Genomic DNA, 15,412 nt, shown 5'->3' with positions numbered 1-15,412 from the left:
ATGGATACATCGTTTAGTGATACTTTTCTTTCGGGTGGGCCGGATGGGGCGTAGTTCAGGCTTTCAGAGCGGAGACCTGGCCGACGCCGCACTGCACGTCCTGCTCGCCCTGGCGCGCCCACGGCATGGCTATGCCGTGATGCAGTTCCTTGAGCAGGAGAGCGCTGGCACCATCGTGCTCGGACCGGCCTCGCTCTACACGACGCTGAAGAAGCTCGTCGGGGCCGGCCTCATCGAGGAGCTCGACGGTGATGATGCCCGGCGGGTCTATCACCTTACCGCGGAGGGCCGCGAGGTCCTCGTCCGCAACATCGAACGTCGTCGCCAGTTGCTGGCTATGGCAGATCACATCATGGAGGAAGCATGAGCACCACCAGCAGGATGGGCAACGGGCTGGCCATCAGCCCTGAGAGGGATTTGGCCATGTTCGCGGACATGGCCCGGCAGGGCAGACACCTGAACGGTGTCGCGAAGCTCGGTCACGGATGGCGTTTCGTCGAGGGGGCCCCGGAAGAGGCGATCTTCGACCTCGCGTACGAGAGCAACCCGTCCGCGGACTACTTCGATATCTTTCACGCAGCCGGCTGGGCTTCTGTGCTCTCACTCGGGGATACTCACATCTTCAAAGCCGCTCCGGGAACGGTGCCGATCCACAGCGGCGCCGAGTCACGGCGCGATGAACTCAGCCGGAATCGGAAACAATACCTTCGCTACAGTGCAATCGCATTGATCGCCTTCCTGCTCGTCACTCTGGGGCTCCGTGCCGTCTCATGGAATGAAGGGGTGGAACTAATTCTTTTGGTGATGTTCATGCTGCCGGTCGTCTACACCCTCCTCCCGCTGGTCGGCTACTGGCGCCAACTGAACTTAGTCAGTCGCTCACGCTGATTTCCGAGGTTCGATTGATCACTAAGGGTCACTGAAGGATCCTTTGATCGGACGGCATGCAGGGTCGGGACTGTCCGATAGACGGCGTGGGGTCGGCGAAGTCCAAGTGTGGATCGCGGCGGTATGCGCTGCTGGTTTGCAGCGCTCATGGCGCCTGTCGTCCCGTGCCCGGATCTTCACCGTGTTGTGTTCTCAGTCGGGGCGTTGCTGCCTGTCGCTAGAGAATCGATGTGGCGGGCGAGTTCTTTTATCGCCCAGCTGGTGTCGTCGTCCTGGCGCTGGCGGAGGAGGTGAAGTGCCAGACCGTCGATGACGGCGTGGGTGCGTGCGGTTTCGGCTGCTGGGTCGAGGCCGCGGTATTCCGGGTCGGTGGTAAGTAGCCTGAGTGCTTGGTGGCACCCCTTCTGGAGGTCTTGGTGGGCCCGATCGTAGGCGGGCTGAAGCGCGGGATCGGTGAAGGCAAGGACTCCTACGGACAGGAAGACTTCCATCTCGACCCGCCGTTCGGCGTCCAGCGGTAGGAGCTGGGAAAGATAGTCCTCCACGGTCCGTCGGGTCGATTCCTGGGGCTGGAGTGCGGCGATGCGGTCGATGACTCTCTGACGAACGAGGTCGAGCACGTAGGCGCGCAGGGATTCCTGTGTCGGGAAGAGGTAGCGCAGTGATCCGGCGGCTATGCCGGCCTCCGCGGCGACGTTACGGACTGAGAGCTTGGTGATTCCGTCGCGCACGACGACCCGCCACGCCGCTTCACCGATCAATCGTTCTCGGGCGCGCTTGTCGATCAACTTAGGCATGGACATATCTTGACACGGCTGTATGATCACTTTGTAACACAGTCGTACTATTAAGGGGGCGTCGTGATCCTGGGTCTGATCATCGCGTGTGAGATCGGTTTCTGGGTGGCCATCCTTGCCGGGCTAGGGGCCCGGTACATTCTCCAAGCCAAGCGCCTCGGCGCGGTCCTGCTCCTGTGCGCCCCGCTGATCGATGTCGTGCTCCTGATCGCAGTCACCGCCCATCTGGCGACCGGGGCCACGGCCTCCTGGCACCACGGCCTGGCGGCGCTCTATATCGGGTTCTCGGTGACCTACGGTCACCGAATGATCGCCTGGGCGGACACGCGGTTCGCCCACCGATTCGCCGGCGGACCGGCGCCATCGAAAGCAACAGGGCGGCAGTACACTCAGCGGTGCTGGGGTGACTTCGTAAGGACGCTTGGCGCTGCACTTATCGCGGCAGGAATTCTCGCCGCCATGATCTGGTGGATCGACGACCCGAACCGCACCGAAGCACTCACTGGATGGAATCGCATCCTCGGAATCGTCGTCACCGTCGAGTTCATCTGGGCGATCAGCTACACCATGTGGCCCCGCAAAGCAGCCCTGCCATCCAGCCCTGCCGCATCCTCATCCTGATCAACCGAGTGGCAGATCCAGGCCTTGTGTGCAGGCAACACCCGCCGTGTGTTCTCTCAATTGCGCTTAGTGCTGCGTGCTAATGCCGAGGGCTTTCTGGCATATGCAAGCCGACGCAGACCAACCTCCCTGAGCCACCGAGCCGCGTCTCATCGAATGGACCGCGTCCCACCCGCTGCGGGCTGGCGGGGAAGGGTCGTGATCCAGGCCGAGAAGTCGGTGAGCTCGGTCCTGGTTAGCACGGCGGCGGCGCCGCTGTCCATGGGGTCGGCGAGGAGGGCCAGCGATTCGGCCGGTAGATCCTTCGTGGACTCCCAAACGATCGACGTAGGCGATCCCGCGTCGGGCCAGCACAGGAAGACGAGGGGGTCCGAGTTGGTGGACTCCACGATGCCGACGCGGTGATTGAGCAGGTTGATGACCTCGCTCGTATACATATGCCCGGCTACTTTTCCGGCAGTGAGGAGAACTCCCGACTCCAAGGTGCCTTTGCGCCCGCGTGGAAGCGGGGACCACTCGGCTCGAAGGGTCGCGCCCTGCCAGGACGCGACGTCGCCAGGCACGGCGGGGGTGATGGTCTGCTGCCGGGGGAATCGCTCCTGCAGATAGGCGACGATGTCGTCGTAGCCGATGCTGATCGTGGTCGCAGTGAAGAGCTTTCTGCCGTTCACGTCTCTCACATCGACTCCGCCGTACCGGTTGAGCGACGGACGGACCGACCCGATCTCCGCCAGTGCGACGACCCGCGTCTCTCGAAACCAGGGGCGGACCGTCAGGTGGCTGTCGAACGCGTCGACCCGGAACCGACGGATCCCCATGGCGAGGACGACGAAGAGCGCTCCGCCCACCGAGATCCCGCCCGCAGCGATAAGGAGACCCGGCCCATCCATCTCCTCGGATTCCACGACCGCGACGAGCGTGAAAAAACCGCCGATAACCAGGAAGACGATGCCCACCACACGGAAAAGGACGGACTGCCAGCGACGATTCTTCACGACGAACAGTGCCCCCGTGCCTGCGTTAGGGCCAGCCACCGGACTACCGTTCCGGTCACCTCGGCGGACGGCAGCCCCGACGATCGCGGGGATCAGTATTGACAACAGAACCGCCGCGACTACGGGAAACATGATGAGAGACACTCACCGAATGTAGTGCTTGTCTCGTCCTTGCGGTGCCCGCAAGGCGGTCCAAGCAAAGAATCCTTTGACCGGATCGCCAGCAACATCTGATGACGGGTCGGTGATGGCTCGGAACAGAATCCTTATTCGTGTGCCGCTCTACTGGTTCTTGGCGATGATTCCTCCGCTATGTACGGGTCGAACTTCGACTCCGCCTGTGCCTGTGCGGACTGCTGGATTCAGGCGGGCGACGGCGATAGCGGCGTCGAGATCTCGGGCTTCGATGACGTAGAAGCCTGCGACGAACTGGTCGGCCTGCACAAAAGGGCCCACCGTCGTGTCGTCGTGTCGGACAGAAACTGCACTGGCCCTGGGTGTCAGGGCGTAAGCCAGGGACATCGACCCGGAGGCTTCGAGGTCTCGAGCGTATTGGTCGTTTTCCTCCAGGTCGGCGTCAGCCGCTTCGAGGGCATGGAGGGACTCGTCCGCGTAGATGAGGATGGCGAAGTCGGGCATCAGTTGGCCTTTCGGTGGGGTGATCAGTCCTTGCAGGTGCAGGTGGGGTCTTGGTTAGTCCACGACGAGGTTTTGGTGTCCGTCGATGAGTTCACGCACGATGTCGAGGTGGCCGGCATGGACCGATGTCTCGATGAGCACCCGGAACACGACCTCACGCGCAGTTGCCATGGGAGGGTGGACGAACTCACTGGCCGGGGGCCACCAGCGGGGAGGGGCATCCAGGTCGGCCTCGGCGAGTACCTTGTCGCTGCTGGTGATCTGCTCCCTATAGATGTTCACCGCATCGGCACCGGTCATCGGTGTGGAGTGCCATCCGTCGTGGAGGGCTTCGATTGCGGCCTGGTTTCCGCCGAGGACGGCCGAGATCCAGAACATTTCGTCGTCGAAGGCGAGGTGGTTCAGCAGGCCCGTCACGGTCCAGCCCGACGGGACATGTGCTGTGCTGATCTGCGCTTCGGTGAGTCCCTCGACGGCGCTCAGTACGTGGGCACGCTCGATCGCCAGTTGGGCGAGCAACTGGGCATCGCTCACGCCTTGGACTCGTAGCCGATGAGCCAGCGAAGCCCGTGACGGTCGGTGACCTGTCCGTCCGCGCCGTCCCACGGCCGTTGGACCAGGGGATAGATTGCTGATCCGCCGACGCAGAGCCTGTCGAACCACTCATGCAGGACCGCCGGCTCCGCGGTTCCCAGCAGTGAGAGCATCAAACCTTCGCGCCGCACGGACGGCTCTCCTTCCGGCGTGTCAGAGCCGGCGAGGGAGACGACACCGTCCAGGACCCCATGAGCGACGGCGTCCGGTGGGCCGTCGGTCCTCCCATGATCGTCGTAGGAATGCAGGGACAAGTCGCCTCCGAAAACATCGGCGTAGAACTCGAGCGCTTCCCTCGCGGTTCCGGGGAAGCTGATGTAAACAAGGGGTGCAGCCATGATGAGTACTCCTGACATCGAATGGGGTGAAGCAGGCCGAACAGCCTTCACTACTCCATGGACGAGCCTGTCCCAATGAAATCATCGGCGCTTAAGGATGGCGGCAGGTATGCAGTGCAATTCGGCTTGAAAACCTGTGTGGGAGCCGGGTTGGAACCGAGTCTAGTAACAGGTGACTTCGTGCAAGCCCGGATAAACAGGATTATGACCGCCCCCATGCACCAACAGTGCGCCCCCTCCCAGCCCCCAGGAAAGCTCGTAGTGACCGTCGTCGATCGGGCGGATCCCATCGTCGGCCGTCCACGAACCTGTTTGCCACCCGACGCCCACCGGGTGCACCGAATGCCCGGGTACAGCAGGCGGGGACGGGTCGATAGTGACGCGGTTTTCGGCCGTGCCGACCTCGGCGGTCCCTGCCGGTGCGAGGTCCACTACGACAGTCTGAGGTTCTACCAGCGGGATGTCCGCGGGGCGACTCAGGGCCTGGCTACCAACCGCGAGGAGTGCGGGAACCGCGAGCAGACCTGCTGCGGCGATGATACGAGACGCGAGAGCCATAACGTTTTTCCTAGCGGTGATCCGGTGCGAGTCATGATCAGGAACGATCACTATCTACTGTGACGTGCGCACGTGAGGCATTCATGAAGATCGGATGAGGACTTCTTCATCTCGTTCCGGCAACAGGTCACAGCCGGCAGTGCTGACAACCCCGGCCCTAACTGGCCGAAGCAACATAGTCGATGACGCCGCGGACAAAGGGTCTCAGTGCACCCTCGTAGTCCTCCTCGCCCCCAAGCCGATTCCGCACCACCCCTCGAGGTTTATGGGCAACGAAGGAGGTCTTGTCGAGGGATCCTTTGACAGGACGACGGGCAGGGTCGACAGCGGGTCACCGAACCTCAGCATCGGCGGAGTGTTTCGCGTCGGTGTCGTGTCTTAGCAACGTGTCTCAGATCGACTGTTCCCAACAAGGGGAGAGTGGGCCTTTGATGGGACTTGAGGGCATCGGGACGGGAAGTGTCTGCGACCTGCGGCCTGCAGCGCCCCGCACAGCGGGCTGCGTTTGGGTCGTCACCGACCAGGGGCGAGTGGCACAAGAGCGAGTTGGTGCGATCCCGATAAGTTTCTCGGGTCGGCTTGGACAATGGGTGGGACGTAGTGTTGCCGGATGGACTTTGCGACAACTCCGGTATTGAAGGGTAGTGACGTGGTCTTGGAGCCGCTCCACTGTGACCACCGGAATGATCTTGCTGAAGCGGTATCGGTTCAAGATTTGTGGCGCACCTGGTACACACACGTACCCTCTCCGGAAACGATGAGCGATGAGATCGACCGTCGGCTTGCCCTGCAGCACGAGGGACGGATGGCGCCGTGGGCCATCATCGACGCCCGATCGGGCCGGGCCGTCGGTATGACGACGTACTGCAATCTCGACCCGGCCAATCGGCGGCTGGAGGTCGGATCGACCTGGTTGGGGAAAGATGCGCAGCGGACGGGGATCAACACGGGAACGAAACTGCTCCTGCTTACGCGTGCGTTCGAGGAGCTCGGCTGCATCGCGGTCGAGTTCCGGGCACACTGGCACAATCGGCAATCACGGGCTGCCATCGAACGCCTCGGCGCCAAGCAGGACGGGGTGCTGCGCAAGCACACCGTCTTCGAAAACGGCACGATCCGCGACACCGTCGTGTATTCGATCATCGACGACGAATGGCCCACCGTGAAGTTCGCCCTGCACCACCAGATCGCTCAATCAGACGCGCATACTGACTGAGGCTTAGGGAGCCGTCCGCTGCAGGACGTACTGCGCATCGAAGGTTTCCGGCGAGTAGGTGTAGTTCAGAATCGTGAATCCTGCTTTCAGGATCATGGGCTCCAGGATCCAGCGGAACGTGGAGTGCTCGTCGCGGACGTGCTCCTCGAACTCGGACCGGCTCCACTGACCGTCGACGTCGGTTCCGCCGTGGGCGCACCAGGCTTCGATGCGCTGGTCCGCATCGATCGGGTCGAAGTCGTAGACGACGTCCCAGAGGCGAAGGATGCCGCCCGGCCGCAGGAGTTGCCCCATGCGCACGAGGGCGATTGCTTTCCAGAAATCGGGAAGGTGATGCAGCGCGTACCGCGAGTACACGACATCGGCCGGTTGCCCATTAGGGACGAAGCTGAGGAACCCAGCGTGGACCAGCTCGACGTTCTCCAGATGCCCGTGTTCGATTTTCCGGCGTAGGTGCTCGAGCATCGGTTCCGAGACATCCACCGCGGTGACATGCGCGCCCGCTCGTGAAGCCGCTGCCGTGAACTGTCCGGTCCCCGCCCCGAACTCGACGATCCGCGACCCGACGGTCAGCCCGTACTGCCGGAGCAGCGCGACCTCGTCCTCCGCCCGGGAGTCCATCTTGGCGTCGTACCGGGCGACATGTTCCACATCCAGGTTCTCCCGGCCGGCCAGACGAACCTCATTCGGGTACCAAGCAGCCATACGCGTCCCTCCCCTTTGCCTGTTCCATCCCTCGCCACCGGCCCCAGATCGGAACCAGTTCGACGTGCCTTGAACAAACTGATGAATATTCGATTATCGGTCACCTTGATATAACGTCACCGCGCACTATCGGCCAAGGATTGAAGCTGCGGGCTACGTGTCATGACATCACCGTGTGAAGCGCCTATCTCAGGAGCGTTGGAACCCGGTTCCGCAGCAAGAAACCTGACGGGGACACCCGGATCTGTCCGCCAGATGGTCGGCGACCCTCATCAAGAATCAGTATGCGCGGGCCTGGTTGGGGCGAAGCGGGCGAGGCAAATAGGGGGTTGTTGATGGGGGCTCGGCGGCACGAAACATGCCGGCTTTGTTCGTTTTACATCCCCGAAATTACTGACGCGAATCCTGCGATGGCCTGAAACATGGGCCTCGTAGGGTCTCTCTCATGCACACAGGAATGTATACACCGGTGGATACGGGAGGGGCGGTCCACACTAAAGGTGCCCCGTCTTCCCGTCGTTCCGGTGTCGAGGTGTACAACGCTCTGCAGGCAGAGTTGCGCTCTGGTCGTGTGACGGGTTGGGACCGCCTCTCAGAGGAACCACTGGCCCAGAGGTTCGGGGTTTCACGTACACCGGTGCGTGAGGCTTTGACCCGGTTGGTCTCGGAAGGAATCCTGGAGCGGCGCAATGGCGGTATCTATATGGCGCTGCCGAGCTTTGAAGAGCTGGCGGGCCTGTATGAGCTGAGGGTGACGTTGGAGCTTCGCGGCATCCAGCGGGCCATCGATGAGCGCTCCAATGGGCACGATGCGACCATCCTCGAGGACGAGCTCCAGCGCTGGTCCGGCCTGGCGGAAGCGAACCCGAAACCTACTCCGCGATTCGTCGCACAGGACGAGCAATTCCATGTGGTGCTTCTCGGAGCCGCAGGCAATCCGGCATTGACGGCGGCGCTGGTGACGGTCAATGACAAGATCCGGGCGCTGCGGATGTACGACTACCTGACGGCCGACAGGATCACCTCCACCATCCAGGAACACCTCCACATCCTGGAGCTCCTTTTGCAACGCAAGCTGGTCCCGGCCTACGTGGCCCTGCGGGACCACATCGGTGCTTCCCAGGACGTAGTGATGGAGCGCGCCTCCCAGGCTCTCGCCAATCTCACCCTCATCACCATGTCACGAGAGGACAATCGATGACTTTCCAGCTTCCCCCGCTCACGATCGATCCGGTTGAACGCGTCCGACAGGCCTACCGCAACATCAACGCCGCGAACCGACCAGAAGTATGGATCTATTTACGCCCGGAGTCAGCGGTCATCGCTGAAGCCCAATCGGTGAAGAAAGCCTTCGAAGGCCGGCCCACACCACCGTTGTTCGGGGTGCTTGTCGCCGTCAAGGACAATATCGACATCGCCGGAATGCCCACCACGGCGGGGTGCCCCAGCTACTCCTATGAACCTCGCTCCAGTGCCCCCGCCGTTCAGCTTCTGCTGGATGCCGGAGCCATCGTGGTCGGCAAGACGAATCTCGACCAGTTCGCGACCGGCCTAGTGGGTACCCGAAGCCCGCATGGCGCCGTCCGCAACGCTCATGACCCCGCGCTGGTGTCTGGGGGGTCCAGTTCCGGGTCGGCTGTAGCGGTTGCCCTGGGACTGGTGGACGCGGCGCTGGGAACCGACACCGCCGGCTCCGGACGGATCCCGGCCGCGTTCAACAGGCTCTACAGTGTCAAGGCCACGGTCGGCTACGCGTCCCTGACCGGTGTGGTGCCCGCCTGTGCGTCCTATGACTGTCTCAACGTGTTCGCCCAGACCCTCAGCCTTGCCGGCGACATCACCGCGGTGATGGGAGCCTCAGGTTCCGGGAACGCCCGAGCCTTGCCTGCCACTTATCCTCTTGCGGCACGTCCTGCCCCGGTCATCGCTGTCGCATCCCTCGACCAGATGCCTCAGCTCCAGTCACGCTGGAGGGACGCATACAGCACCGCGGTCGCCCGGATCGAAGCTTTGGGCTGGACGACGCGGACCGTGGACATCACGGATTTCCTTGATGCCGGCGCGCTGCTCTATACGGGGGCACTCGTGGCAGAAAGACACGCAGCGGTGGGTGCCTTCGTTGAGGGCGGCGGCCTCGACCTTGATCCGACAGTCGCGGACATCATCGTGAACGCAGGCAAGCACAGTGCTTCAGCGTTGGTCTCGGACCAGGCAAAGGTTCTGGAGTACCGGGCGCGCGCAGCGGAGTTGCTCGCCGGTACGGACGCTCTGCTCCTGCCTACAGCTCCTTTCCATCCCAGCATCACCGCAGTCAGCTCCGATCCGATGGGCGTCAATAGCCAGTTGGGTGTCTTCACGACGTTCCTGAATGTTCTGGATATGGCCGCCATCGCCTTCCCCTCACCGGATGAGGAAACCTTCGGGTTGTCCTTCATCGGACGTGCTTTCGAGGATGAGGTGCTTGTTGATCTCACCAGCCGGTTCACAGGGCAGGCTGCCCCCTCCCTGCCCGTGTATCCCAGCTACGACATCGCAGTCTTCGGAGCCCACATGCGCGGTGAGCCGCTCAACGGGCAACTACTCGGGTTTGGCGCCACCTACACGAGAGATATCAGGACCGCCCCCGCATATCGCCTGCTAGCGCTCACCACGGAAACCGCGGTGACCAAAATGGCACTTACCCCTTCGGAGGACGGGCGAGCACTCGACGGTGAACTGTGGCGCCTGAGCGCGGCGGGTCTGGGAAAGCTATTGGACGCCGTGCAACGACCGCAGTCCCTGGGCAAAGTCCTCACCGACGACGGCGTCGAGATACCCGCGTTCCTCTGCGACAGCACGGTGGCCGCTGCAGCTACCGACATCACCGATTTCGGCGGGTGGAGAGCCTTCGCCGGCTCCCGCCTGATCCACAACTAGAACCGCACTCGAAAGGAACACCGTCATGCCACAGGTACGTTTTCTCAAGCAGGCTCTAGCCGTTTCGTCAGTCGGCCTCGCCCTCGCACTCACCGGCTGCACCGGCGAAACATCTGCGCAGGCAGAGGAGGGCGAGATCATCCAGATCGCCACTCTCCGTCAACCGCACCTCTTCGCCCCGTACGTGTACCAGGACTTCGTCCCGGAAGGAACGACCATCGAGGTGGTACCCATGGCCGACTCGACCGCGATCAAGAACGCCGTCGTGAACGGCGACGTCGAATTCGGTGTCCTCGGTGTGCCTTCGGTCCTGGCAGGTATCTCCCAGGACGAGGACATCAAGATCATCGCGTCAGCGGCAGACGGGGGAACCGGGATCGTCGGCAGCGAAGATATCCAAGGTGTCGAAGGACTGGCAGGAAAAAAGATTGGCTACGTGCCCGGGTCTTCCCAGGAGATCCTGCTGCGCCAGACACTCGCGCAGGCAGGGATGGACGCCGACACCGACATCGAACTGGTGAACATCGGATTCGCCGACATGCCCGATGCACTCGAGCGAGGAGACATCGACGCATTCTCCAGCGCCGAGGTAGGACCATCCATCGCCATCCTCAACGGCGCCCACAGCATCGTCTCCCCCTATGAGACTCCGATCGGAAAGGTCAATATCGGTCTGGCCACCACCAGCGCTCTGATCGAATCCGATCCCGAACTCGTACAGCGCATCGTCGACACCCACGTTCAGGCAACTACTCACCTCCTCGAAGACAAGGAAGCGTGGGCGTCCGGTGTCCAGGCCAACTTCAGCTTCGACGACGAGGTGCTGGCCCAGGCCCTGAACAACATCTGGTTACGCACCGAAATCGGCGAGGACTACACAAGTCAGGTCACCGAACTCGGCGGTCAGATGCTCGACCTCGGAACCCTCGAGGTGGAACCGGACGCAGACAAGATCTTCGACACCACCTTCATCGAAGCCAGCGAGCAGTAACCATGGCCGTCACCTCGCAAAGTATCCCAAAGCAAAGCAAGAGCAAGGGCGCCCTCCGCAGCACCAACACCGCCCACGGACCTTTAACCGCCAGGAGGGAGAGGATGTCGGGGATCACTCGCAAGTTCCTCCTCGGCCTCCCGGTGCCCCTTCTGATCATCCTGTTCTGGGACCTGGGCGTTCGCCAGGGGTGGACCCTGCCCTTCGACATCAGGATGTCCCAGGTGCCGGCGCCACTGGAAGTAGGCCGCCGGCTCATAGATATCGCCTTTGGCGGCATCATCAACGACCCCTTCTCCGGGCAACTGGCAAGGCACACGTGGGCAAGCACGGTGCGAGTGCTGACAGGGTTCGCCATCGCAGCCGCAGTCGCGATCCCCGTAGGTGTTCTCATGGGCAGGTCGAAACTGCTCTCTTCGCTGCTCGATCCCACCATCAACCTTGTTCGCCCCATCCCGGTGACAGCATGGGTCCCCTTGGCCCTGATCATCATCGGAATCGGAGATAGGTCGACAATCTTCCTGGTCTTCCTTGCCGCGTTCTTTCCCACCCTGCTCAACACCATCGCAGCCGTCCATCAGGTCCCAAACCGGCTCCTCGAAGCGGCCGCCATGCTCGGCACTCGCCCTGGCCACGAACTGTACAGAATCGTGATCCCGGCCGCCGCCCCAGGCATCATCAGCGGCCTGCGGATCGCGCTTGGACTGTCCTGGGTCATCCTCGTAGTCGGCGAAACCACCGGTATTCGCATCGGCCTGGGCGCAATGATCAATGAAGCCCAGGAAGTATCAAAGACCGACCTCATCGTCGCCGGGATGATCTTCATCGGCTTCATGGGATTCCTCACCGACAGGATCCTCGTAGGACTCGTCAAAATCTTCTCCGGCAGACGACCCATCTTCGCCACACACGCCTGACCATGAGCGCACCGACCCAAGGAACGAACATGCGAATCGAACCCTTCCCCCATGCGGCACGAGCGGGATCCATCTCGATCACCGGGCTGAGCAAGAACTACGGCAGAAGCATCGCGGCCATGAAAGACGTCAACCTAGACATCACCTCCGGTGAATTCGTCGCTATCGTCGGCGCCAGCGGATGCGGAAAAAGTACTCTGCTTCGGATCCTCGCAGGATTTGAGAAACCTTCCACCGGAGAAGTGCTCGTCGAGAGCCAGCCTGTGCAAGGTCCCGGCCCAGACAGGGGGGTGGTCTTCCAGGACTACGGTCTCTTCCCCTGGCTGACGGTCAGGGAAAACATCGCCTACGGACCCAAACAACACCGCTACCCCTCCTCCACAGTCAAGGCAAGAACCGACAAATTCACTGACGTCGTTGGGCTCACACGCTTTGCCGACAAGTTCCCCCACGAACTGTCAGGCGGCATGCAGCAAAGGGTCGCCATCGCACGGGTCCTGGCGAACCAGCCATCGGTCCTCCTCATGGATGAACCCTTCGGAGCCCTGGACGCACTCACCCGGTCTCAACTGCAGGCAGAACTCTCCCGAATCCACCGCCAGGTCGGAACCACCGTCCTTTTCATCACCCACAGCATCGAGGAAGCTGTGTTCCTGGCTGACCGAGTGGTTGTCATGGCCGGAGGGGCATCACATGGCGTTCCCGGACACATCAAGTCGATCATCGACATCAACCTCGGCCAGAACCGGGACGTAACCTCTTCCGAGTTCAACGTGCTCAAGCGGGAGATTTCCGAACTTGTTCACGAGGGCGTCCATGAAGACGCCGCTTAGCTGTCCACTACGACAGTCACCGGCGAAGAATGAACTACCCCGCCGCAGACCAACGCCCCTCTAACGAAGGCAGCAGCATGGTGAGTCGGATGAAAAGCTGGTTCCGGAATCACGTCCTCCTAGAAGCAGCAGGAACCGAATCAGGCACGCAATACTGGTGGCTGCTTCCCGGAGACCTCCCCTACGACGTTCTCCCAGAAGAGCCCGGAGAAGACCGGAGGGCGTAACTACTTCTTGCGCATGAACCCGGGTTGCGCTGGTTTCCTAGAGATTTGTGGAACCGGAATGGGCGGTGATCCACTGCTTTGCGTCAAGGTTCGCGATGCGCCGATAGAGGGTCGCCCGAGACATGCCGAGGTCCCGGGCAACATGGGACGCGGGTTGGCCCTGTTCGATGAGCTGGCGGGCGTTGGCGATCTGGCTATCGGAGAAGACGGGGCGTCGGCCGCCGAGGTCCATGCCGGCTTCGCGTCGTTTGGTGGAGTCGTTAACGCGTTCACGTTTGATCTCAAGTTCCATTTGGGCGAGGGACGCCATGACCGTGAAGACCATAGATCCCATCGGAGTGCCGGTGTCGACATTTCCTCCACCGAGGTTCAGCACCCGGAGATTCACTTGGCGAAGTCGGAGCTCATCAGCCAGGGCGAGCATGTTCGACGTCGAGCGACCGAGCCGGTCGAGGGTCGTGACAATCAAAGTGTCACCCTCATGCAAGGCCTCGAGTGCTTTGCCGAACTGCGGACGCCGAGCATGAGCACCGCTGACTCCATGGTCGACGTACAGATCATCACGGCGAATACCGGCGGCAAGCAAGTCCGCGATCTGCCGATCCGTGTCCTGAGCACGCGTCGACACCCTCGCATACCCGATCAACTTGCCCATGCCACTCCTCCACGCGAATCACCCCGAAGAATGTCTCGCAACCAACCTCACTGTCACGAAATATCACCCCTGCTTATAAGACAGGGTAGCAAGACACATGAGAAGCAGTACTGGTGGAGGAGGGTTAGTGTCTCGTCCTAGCGTCTTGCAACCCACCGGTTGCAACACACATCCGCGGACACATGTGTTGAGAGCAGCGGTGAGTCACTTATTCGTGCAGAAGGTCTCATGGCAGGATCAAGTGCATGAGCAAACCTCTCGTAAGTAATGGTTCGAAAATCTCCCCGCCACCTGCCACATCATCGAAGCGATGGGCAGACGATCTTATTTTCGATCCGTCTACTGCCAATATGCACCAAAAAAAGGTTCAGCAGGACATCTGCCGGTCGGTCATCAACGCTATCGGTGGTGTAAGTGTCCTGGGTCCGCCAAAGGGAGTGCGCTGGCGCGGGCAGGCCAATATTGAATGGCGCCTAGATTCCGGCGCGACACGGGCAGGGATATTAGGTGACAACCTTAAAGAACACGAACTAAATATGATTGACACGGCTCGGCGCATCGGGGTGACCAACGCTCAGCACTCAGGAGATTGGGAGATTTTGGCTCGCTATCGCCATAATGGTGCAGCCACCAGACTCATCGACATTACAACAGACCCGTTCGTCGCGCTTTTCATGTTGTGTGACGAAGTGGCCGAGAAAAGCACGGATCAGGTAGATGGCGTACTCATCGCCGTGAGGGGGGACACGCTAACACCAGTCAGCAAGCCTTGGGTCGAAGGTTCGTATGAGAAAATGCTAAACAAACCCTTAGCTGCGATGGTCATCGCAACGCCTCCCATTGACCCTCGTATTGCTGCGCAACGCGGCGAGTTCATGTTTTCGACTTCCCCACTTTCAGAAGAGGAAGCACCTGAATGCGAGCTATTCCCCGTTTCGCGGCCCGCTCAATGGACAGCGGATAAGCTCAATAGAACTATGGGCAACGAGCAGCTCACCGAGCAGAGGGGAAGAATTCAGATTCAGTACCCAAACCTAATGGGCATACGGATTCCCTCAGCTGTTAAGCCAATGTTACGCACCATGCTCAAGAATCACTTTGGTTTCACTCGGGAAACAATTTATCCAGATTGGGCAGGATTGGCTGCGGGTTTCAGTCCTTCAAACTCCTAGCCAGGTCGCCACAGTCCCTGAGGCCTTGGTGCTGATGCGGGTCGTTCTCATTTCCTGCTGTGCCTCAAAGGTCGGTCAGCCCCGTCGGACGGGGGAGGGGCGTATAGCCGGGGTGATGAGAACGGGCGCACGGCTGCCTCAAGTGAAACGCTGGTTCTGACTTAGCGAGTGCTTGGTGTGTCTCTTAAAACTACAGTTTTCTGAGGCACTCGGCCGGCGTCCCCTGAGCTCGAGAAGTTCCGCGGAAATCCGGGGCACGTCCTGTCTCGGAAATTCGTCTTACCACAAACGGTCTCAGTCGCCGTCTCATTAGGACTTTCTGAGGCACATTGGTCGACTGAGGCATCTCG

Annotated in this window: 17 protein-coding genes; 10 read left to right on the top strand and 7 right to left on the bottom strand. The window is 61.2% G+C overall.

Annotated features, from left to right (window positions below; translation table 11 throughout):
* Positions 1–43 precede the first annotated feature (43 nt).
* Positions 44–367 (top strand): PadR family transcriptional regulator, encoded by a 324-nt coding sequence (locus tag AC4D2F_RS09930; RefSeq protein WP_490910390.1) that lies wholly within the window; start codon positions 44–46, stop codon positions 365–367.
* Entirely contained in the window at positions 364–888 is a 525-nt protein-coding gene (locus AC4D2F_RS09925; protein WP_490910389.1) for a DUF2812 domain-containing protein, read from the top strand. Before AC4D2F_RS09930 ends, AC4D2F_RS09925 begins: the two co-directional genes overlap by 4 nt.
* 176 nt (positions 889–1,064) lie before the next feature.
* On the opposite strand, the gene AC4D2F_RS09920 is transcribed toward AC4D2F_RS09925, so the two are convergent.
* Positions 1,065–1,685: a TetR/AcrR family transcriptional regulator gene (locus AC4D2F_RS09920; RefSeq protein ID WP_490910388.1), complete on the bottom strand. Its 621-nt coding sequence runs from the start codon at positions 1,683–1,685 to the stop codon at positions 1,065–1,067.
* Positions 1,686–1,748: 63 nt separating this feature from the next.
* Between AC4D2F_RS09920 and AC4D2F_RS09915 the strand changes: the two genes are divergently transcribed.
* Positions 1,749–2,306, top strand: a complete 558-nt coding sequence (locus AC4D2F_RS09915) for a hypothetical protein (RefSeq protein ID WP_490910387.1) — start codon at positions 1,749–1,751, stop codon at positions 2,304–2,306.
* A 149-nt stretch (positions 2,307–2,455) separates the two neighbouring features.
* Here AC4D2F_RS09915 and AC4D2F_RS09910 read toward each other — a convergent pair whose 3' ends face one another.
* The 4 genes from AC4D2F_RS09910 to AC4D2F_RS09895 form a co-directional block, all read right to left on the bottom strand.
* Entirely contained in the window at positions 2,456–3,340 is an 885-nt protein-coding gene (locus tag AC4D2F_RS09910) for a hypothetical protein (RefSeq protein WP_490910386.1), read from the bottom strand.
* A 243-nt stretch (positions 3,341–3,583) separates the two neighbouring features.
* A complete protein-coding gene (locus tag AC4D2F_RS09905) occupies positions 3,584–3,940 on the bottom strand; it encodes a YciI family protein (RefSeq protein ID WP_490910385.1) in 357 nt (118 codons plus the stop codon).
* 54 nt (positions 3,941–3,994) lie between these two features.
* On the bottom strand, positions 3,995–4,474 hold the full coding sequence (locus AC4D2F_RS09900) for a mycothiol transferase (protein ID WP_490910384.1): 480 nt from the start codon (positions 4,472–4,474) through the stop codon (positions 3,995–3,997).
* On the bottom strand, positions 4,471–4,872 hold the full coding sequence (locus AC4D2F_RS09895; protein ID WP_490910383.1) for a VOC family protein: 402 nt from the start codon (positions 4,870–4,872) through the stop codon (positions 4,471–4,473). The genes AC4D2F_RS09900 and AC4D2F_RS09895 overlap by 4 nt, the downstream gene beginning before the upstream one ends.
* 1,168 nt (positions 4,873–6,040) lie before the next feature.
* On the opposite strand from AC4D2F_RS09895, the gene AC4D2F_RS09890 reads away from it, so the two are divergent.
* Positions 6,041–6,646, top strand: coding sequence for a GNAT family N-acetyltransferase (locus AC4D2F_RS09890; protein WP_490910382.1), 606 nt, complete (start codon positions 6,041–6,043; stop codon positions 6,644–6,646).
* A 3-nt stretch (positions 6,647–6,649) separates the two neighbouring features.
* On the opposite strand, the gene AC4D2F_RS09885 is transcribed toward AC4D2F_RS09890, so the two are convergent.
* Complete coding sequence (locus tag AC4D2F_RS09885) at positions 6,650–7,297, bottom strand: class I SAM-dependent methyltransferase (protein WP_490910381.1); 648 nt, start codon at positions 7,295–7,297, stop codon at positions 6,650–6,652.
* 586 nt (positions 7,298–7,883) lie between these two features.
* Between AC4D2F_RS09885 and AC4D2F_RS09880 the strand changes: the two genes are divergently transcribed.
* The 5 genes from AC4D2F_RS09880 (at position 7,884) to AC4D2F_RS09860 (ending at position 13,008) form a co-directional block, all read left to right on the top strand.
* The gene (locus AC4D2F_RS09880) at positions 7,884–8,552 is read left to right on the top strand and encodes a GntR family transcriptional regulator (protein ID WP_490910380.1); all 669 of its coding nucleotides are present in this window, start codon (positions 7,884–7,886) and stop codon (positions 8,550–8,552) included.
* Positions 8,549–10,267, top strand: coding sequence for an allophanate hydrolase (atzF, locus tag AC4D2F_RS09875; RefSeq protein ID WP_490910379.1), 1,719 nt, complete (start codon positions 8,549–8,551; stop codon positions 10,265–10,267). Before AC4D2F_RS09880 ends, atzF begins: the two co-directional genes overlap by 4 nt.
* A gap of 25 nt (positions 10,268–10,292) precedes the next feature.
* Positions 10,293–11,258, top strand: coding sequence for an ABC transporter substrate-binding protein (locus AC4D2F_RS09870; RefSeq protein WP_490910378.1), 966 nt, complete (start codon positions 10,293–10,295; stop codon positions 11,256–11,258).
* A gap of 104 nt (positions 11,259–11,362) precedes the next feature.
* Positions 11,363–12,175, top strand: coding sequence for an ABC transporter permease (locus tag AC4D2F_RS09865; protein ID WP_490910377.1), 813 nt, complete (start codon positions 11,363–11,365; stop codon positions 12,173–12,175).
* Positions 12,176–12,204: 29 nt separating this feature from the next.
* Positions 12,205–13,008 carry an ABC transporter ATP-binding protein gene (locus AC4D2F_RS09860; protein WP_490910376.1) on the top strand — a complete coding sequence of 268 codons (804 nt, stop codon included), beginning with the start codon at positions 12,205–12,207 and terminating at the stop codon, positions 13,006–13,008.
* Between the two features lie 264 nt (positions 13,009–13,272).
* Here the strand turns inward: AC4D2F_RS09860 and AC4D2F_RS09855 are convergent, their stop codons facing one another.
* Positions 13,273–13,890 (bottom strand): recombinase family protein, encoded by a 618-nt coding sequence (locus AC4D2F_RS09855; RefSeq protein ID WP_490910375.1) that lies wholly within the window; start codon positions 13,888–13,890, stop codon positions 13,273–13,275.
* Between the two features lie 245 nt (positions 13,891–14,135).
* Between AC4D2F_RS09855 and AC4D2F_RS09850 the strand changes: the two genes are divergently transcribed.
* Entirely contained in the window at positions 14,136–15,062 is a 927-nt protein-coding gene (locus AC4D2F_RS09850) for an FRG domain-containing protein (protein ID WP_490910374.1), read from the top strand.
* The last annotated feature ends 350 nt before the right edge of the window (positions 15,063–15,412 follow it).

The sequence above is a fragment of the Arthrobacter sp. TJ-263 genome, assembly GCF_058269155.1.
Note: the sequence above shows the minus strand (reverse complement) of the source record. Positions and strands in the feature narration are given on the sequence as shown.

Bases quoted from the DNA above. Each gene is read 5' to 3' on its own strand.
- AC4D2F_RS09850 (WP_490910374.1), top strand. From the start codon at position 14,136: ATGAGCAAACCTCTCGTAAGTAATGGTTCGAAAATCTCCCCGCCACCT.
- AC4D2F_RS09870 (WP_490910378.1), top strand. From the start codon at position 10,293: ATGCCACAGGTACGTTTTCTCAAGCAGGCTCTAGCCGTTTCGTCAGTC.
- AC4D2F_RS09855 (WP_490910375.1), bottom strand. From the start codon at position 13,890: ATGGGCAAGTTGATCGGGTATGCGAGGGTGTCGACGCGTGCTCAGGAC.
- AC4D2F_RS09930 (WP_490910390.1), top strand. From the start codon at position 44: ATGGGGCGTAGTTCAGGCTTTCAGAGCGGAGACCTGGCCGACGCCGCA.
- AC4D2F_RS09905 (WP_490910385.1), bottom strand. From the start codon at position 3,940: ATGCCCGACTTCGCCATCCTCATCTACGCGGACGAGTCCCTCCATGCC.
- AC4D2F_RS09895 (WP_490910383.1), bottom strand. From the start codon at position 4,872: ATGGCTGCACCCCTTGTTTACATCAGCTTCCCCGGAACCGCGAGGGAA.
- AC4D2F_RS09860 (WP_490910376.1), top strand. From the start codon at position 12,205: ATGCGAATCGAACCCTTCCCCCATGCGGCACGAGCGGGATCCATCTCG.
- AC4D2F_RS09925 (WP_490910389.1), top strand. From the start codon at position 364: ATGAGCACCACCAGCAGGATGGGCAACGGGCTGGCCATCAGCCCTGAG.
- AC4D2F_RS09920 (WP_490910388.1), bottom strand. From the start codon at position 1,685: ATGCCTAAGTTGATCGACAAGCGCGCCCGAGAACGATTGATCGGTGAA.
- AC4D2F_RS09890 (WP_490910382.1), top strand. From the start codon at position 6,041: ATGGACTTTGCGACAACTCCGGTATTGAAGGGTAGTGACGTGGTCTTG.
- atzF (WP_490910379.1), top strand. From the start codon at position 8,549: ATGACTTTCCAGCTTCCCCCGCTCACGATCGATCCGGTTGAACGCGTC.
- AC4D2F_RS09865 (WP_490910377.1), top strand. From the start codon at position 11,363: ATGTCGGGGATCACTCGCAAGTTCCTCCTCGGCCTCCCGGTGCCCCTT.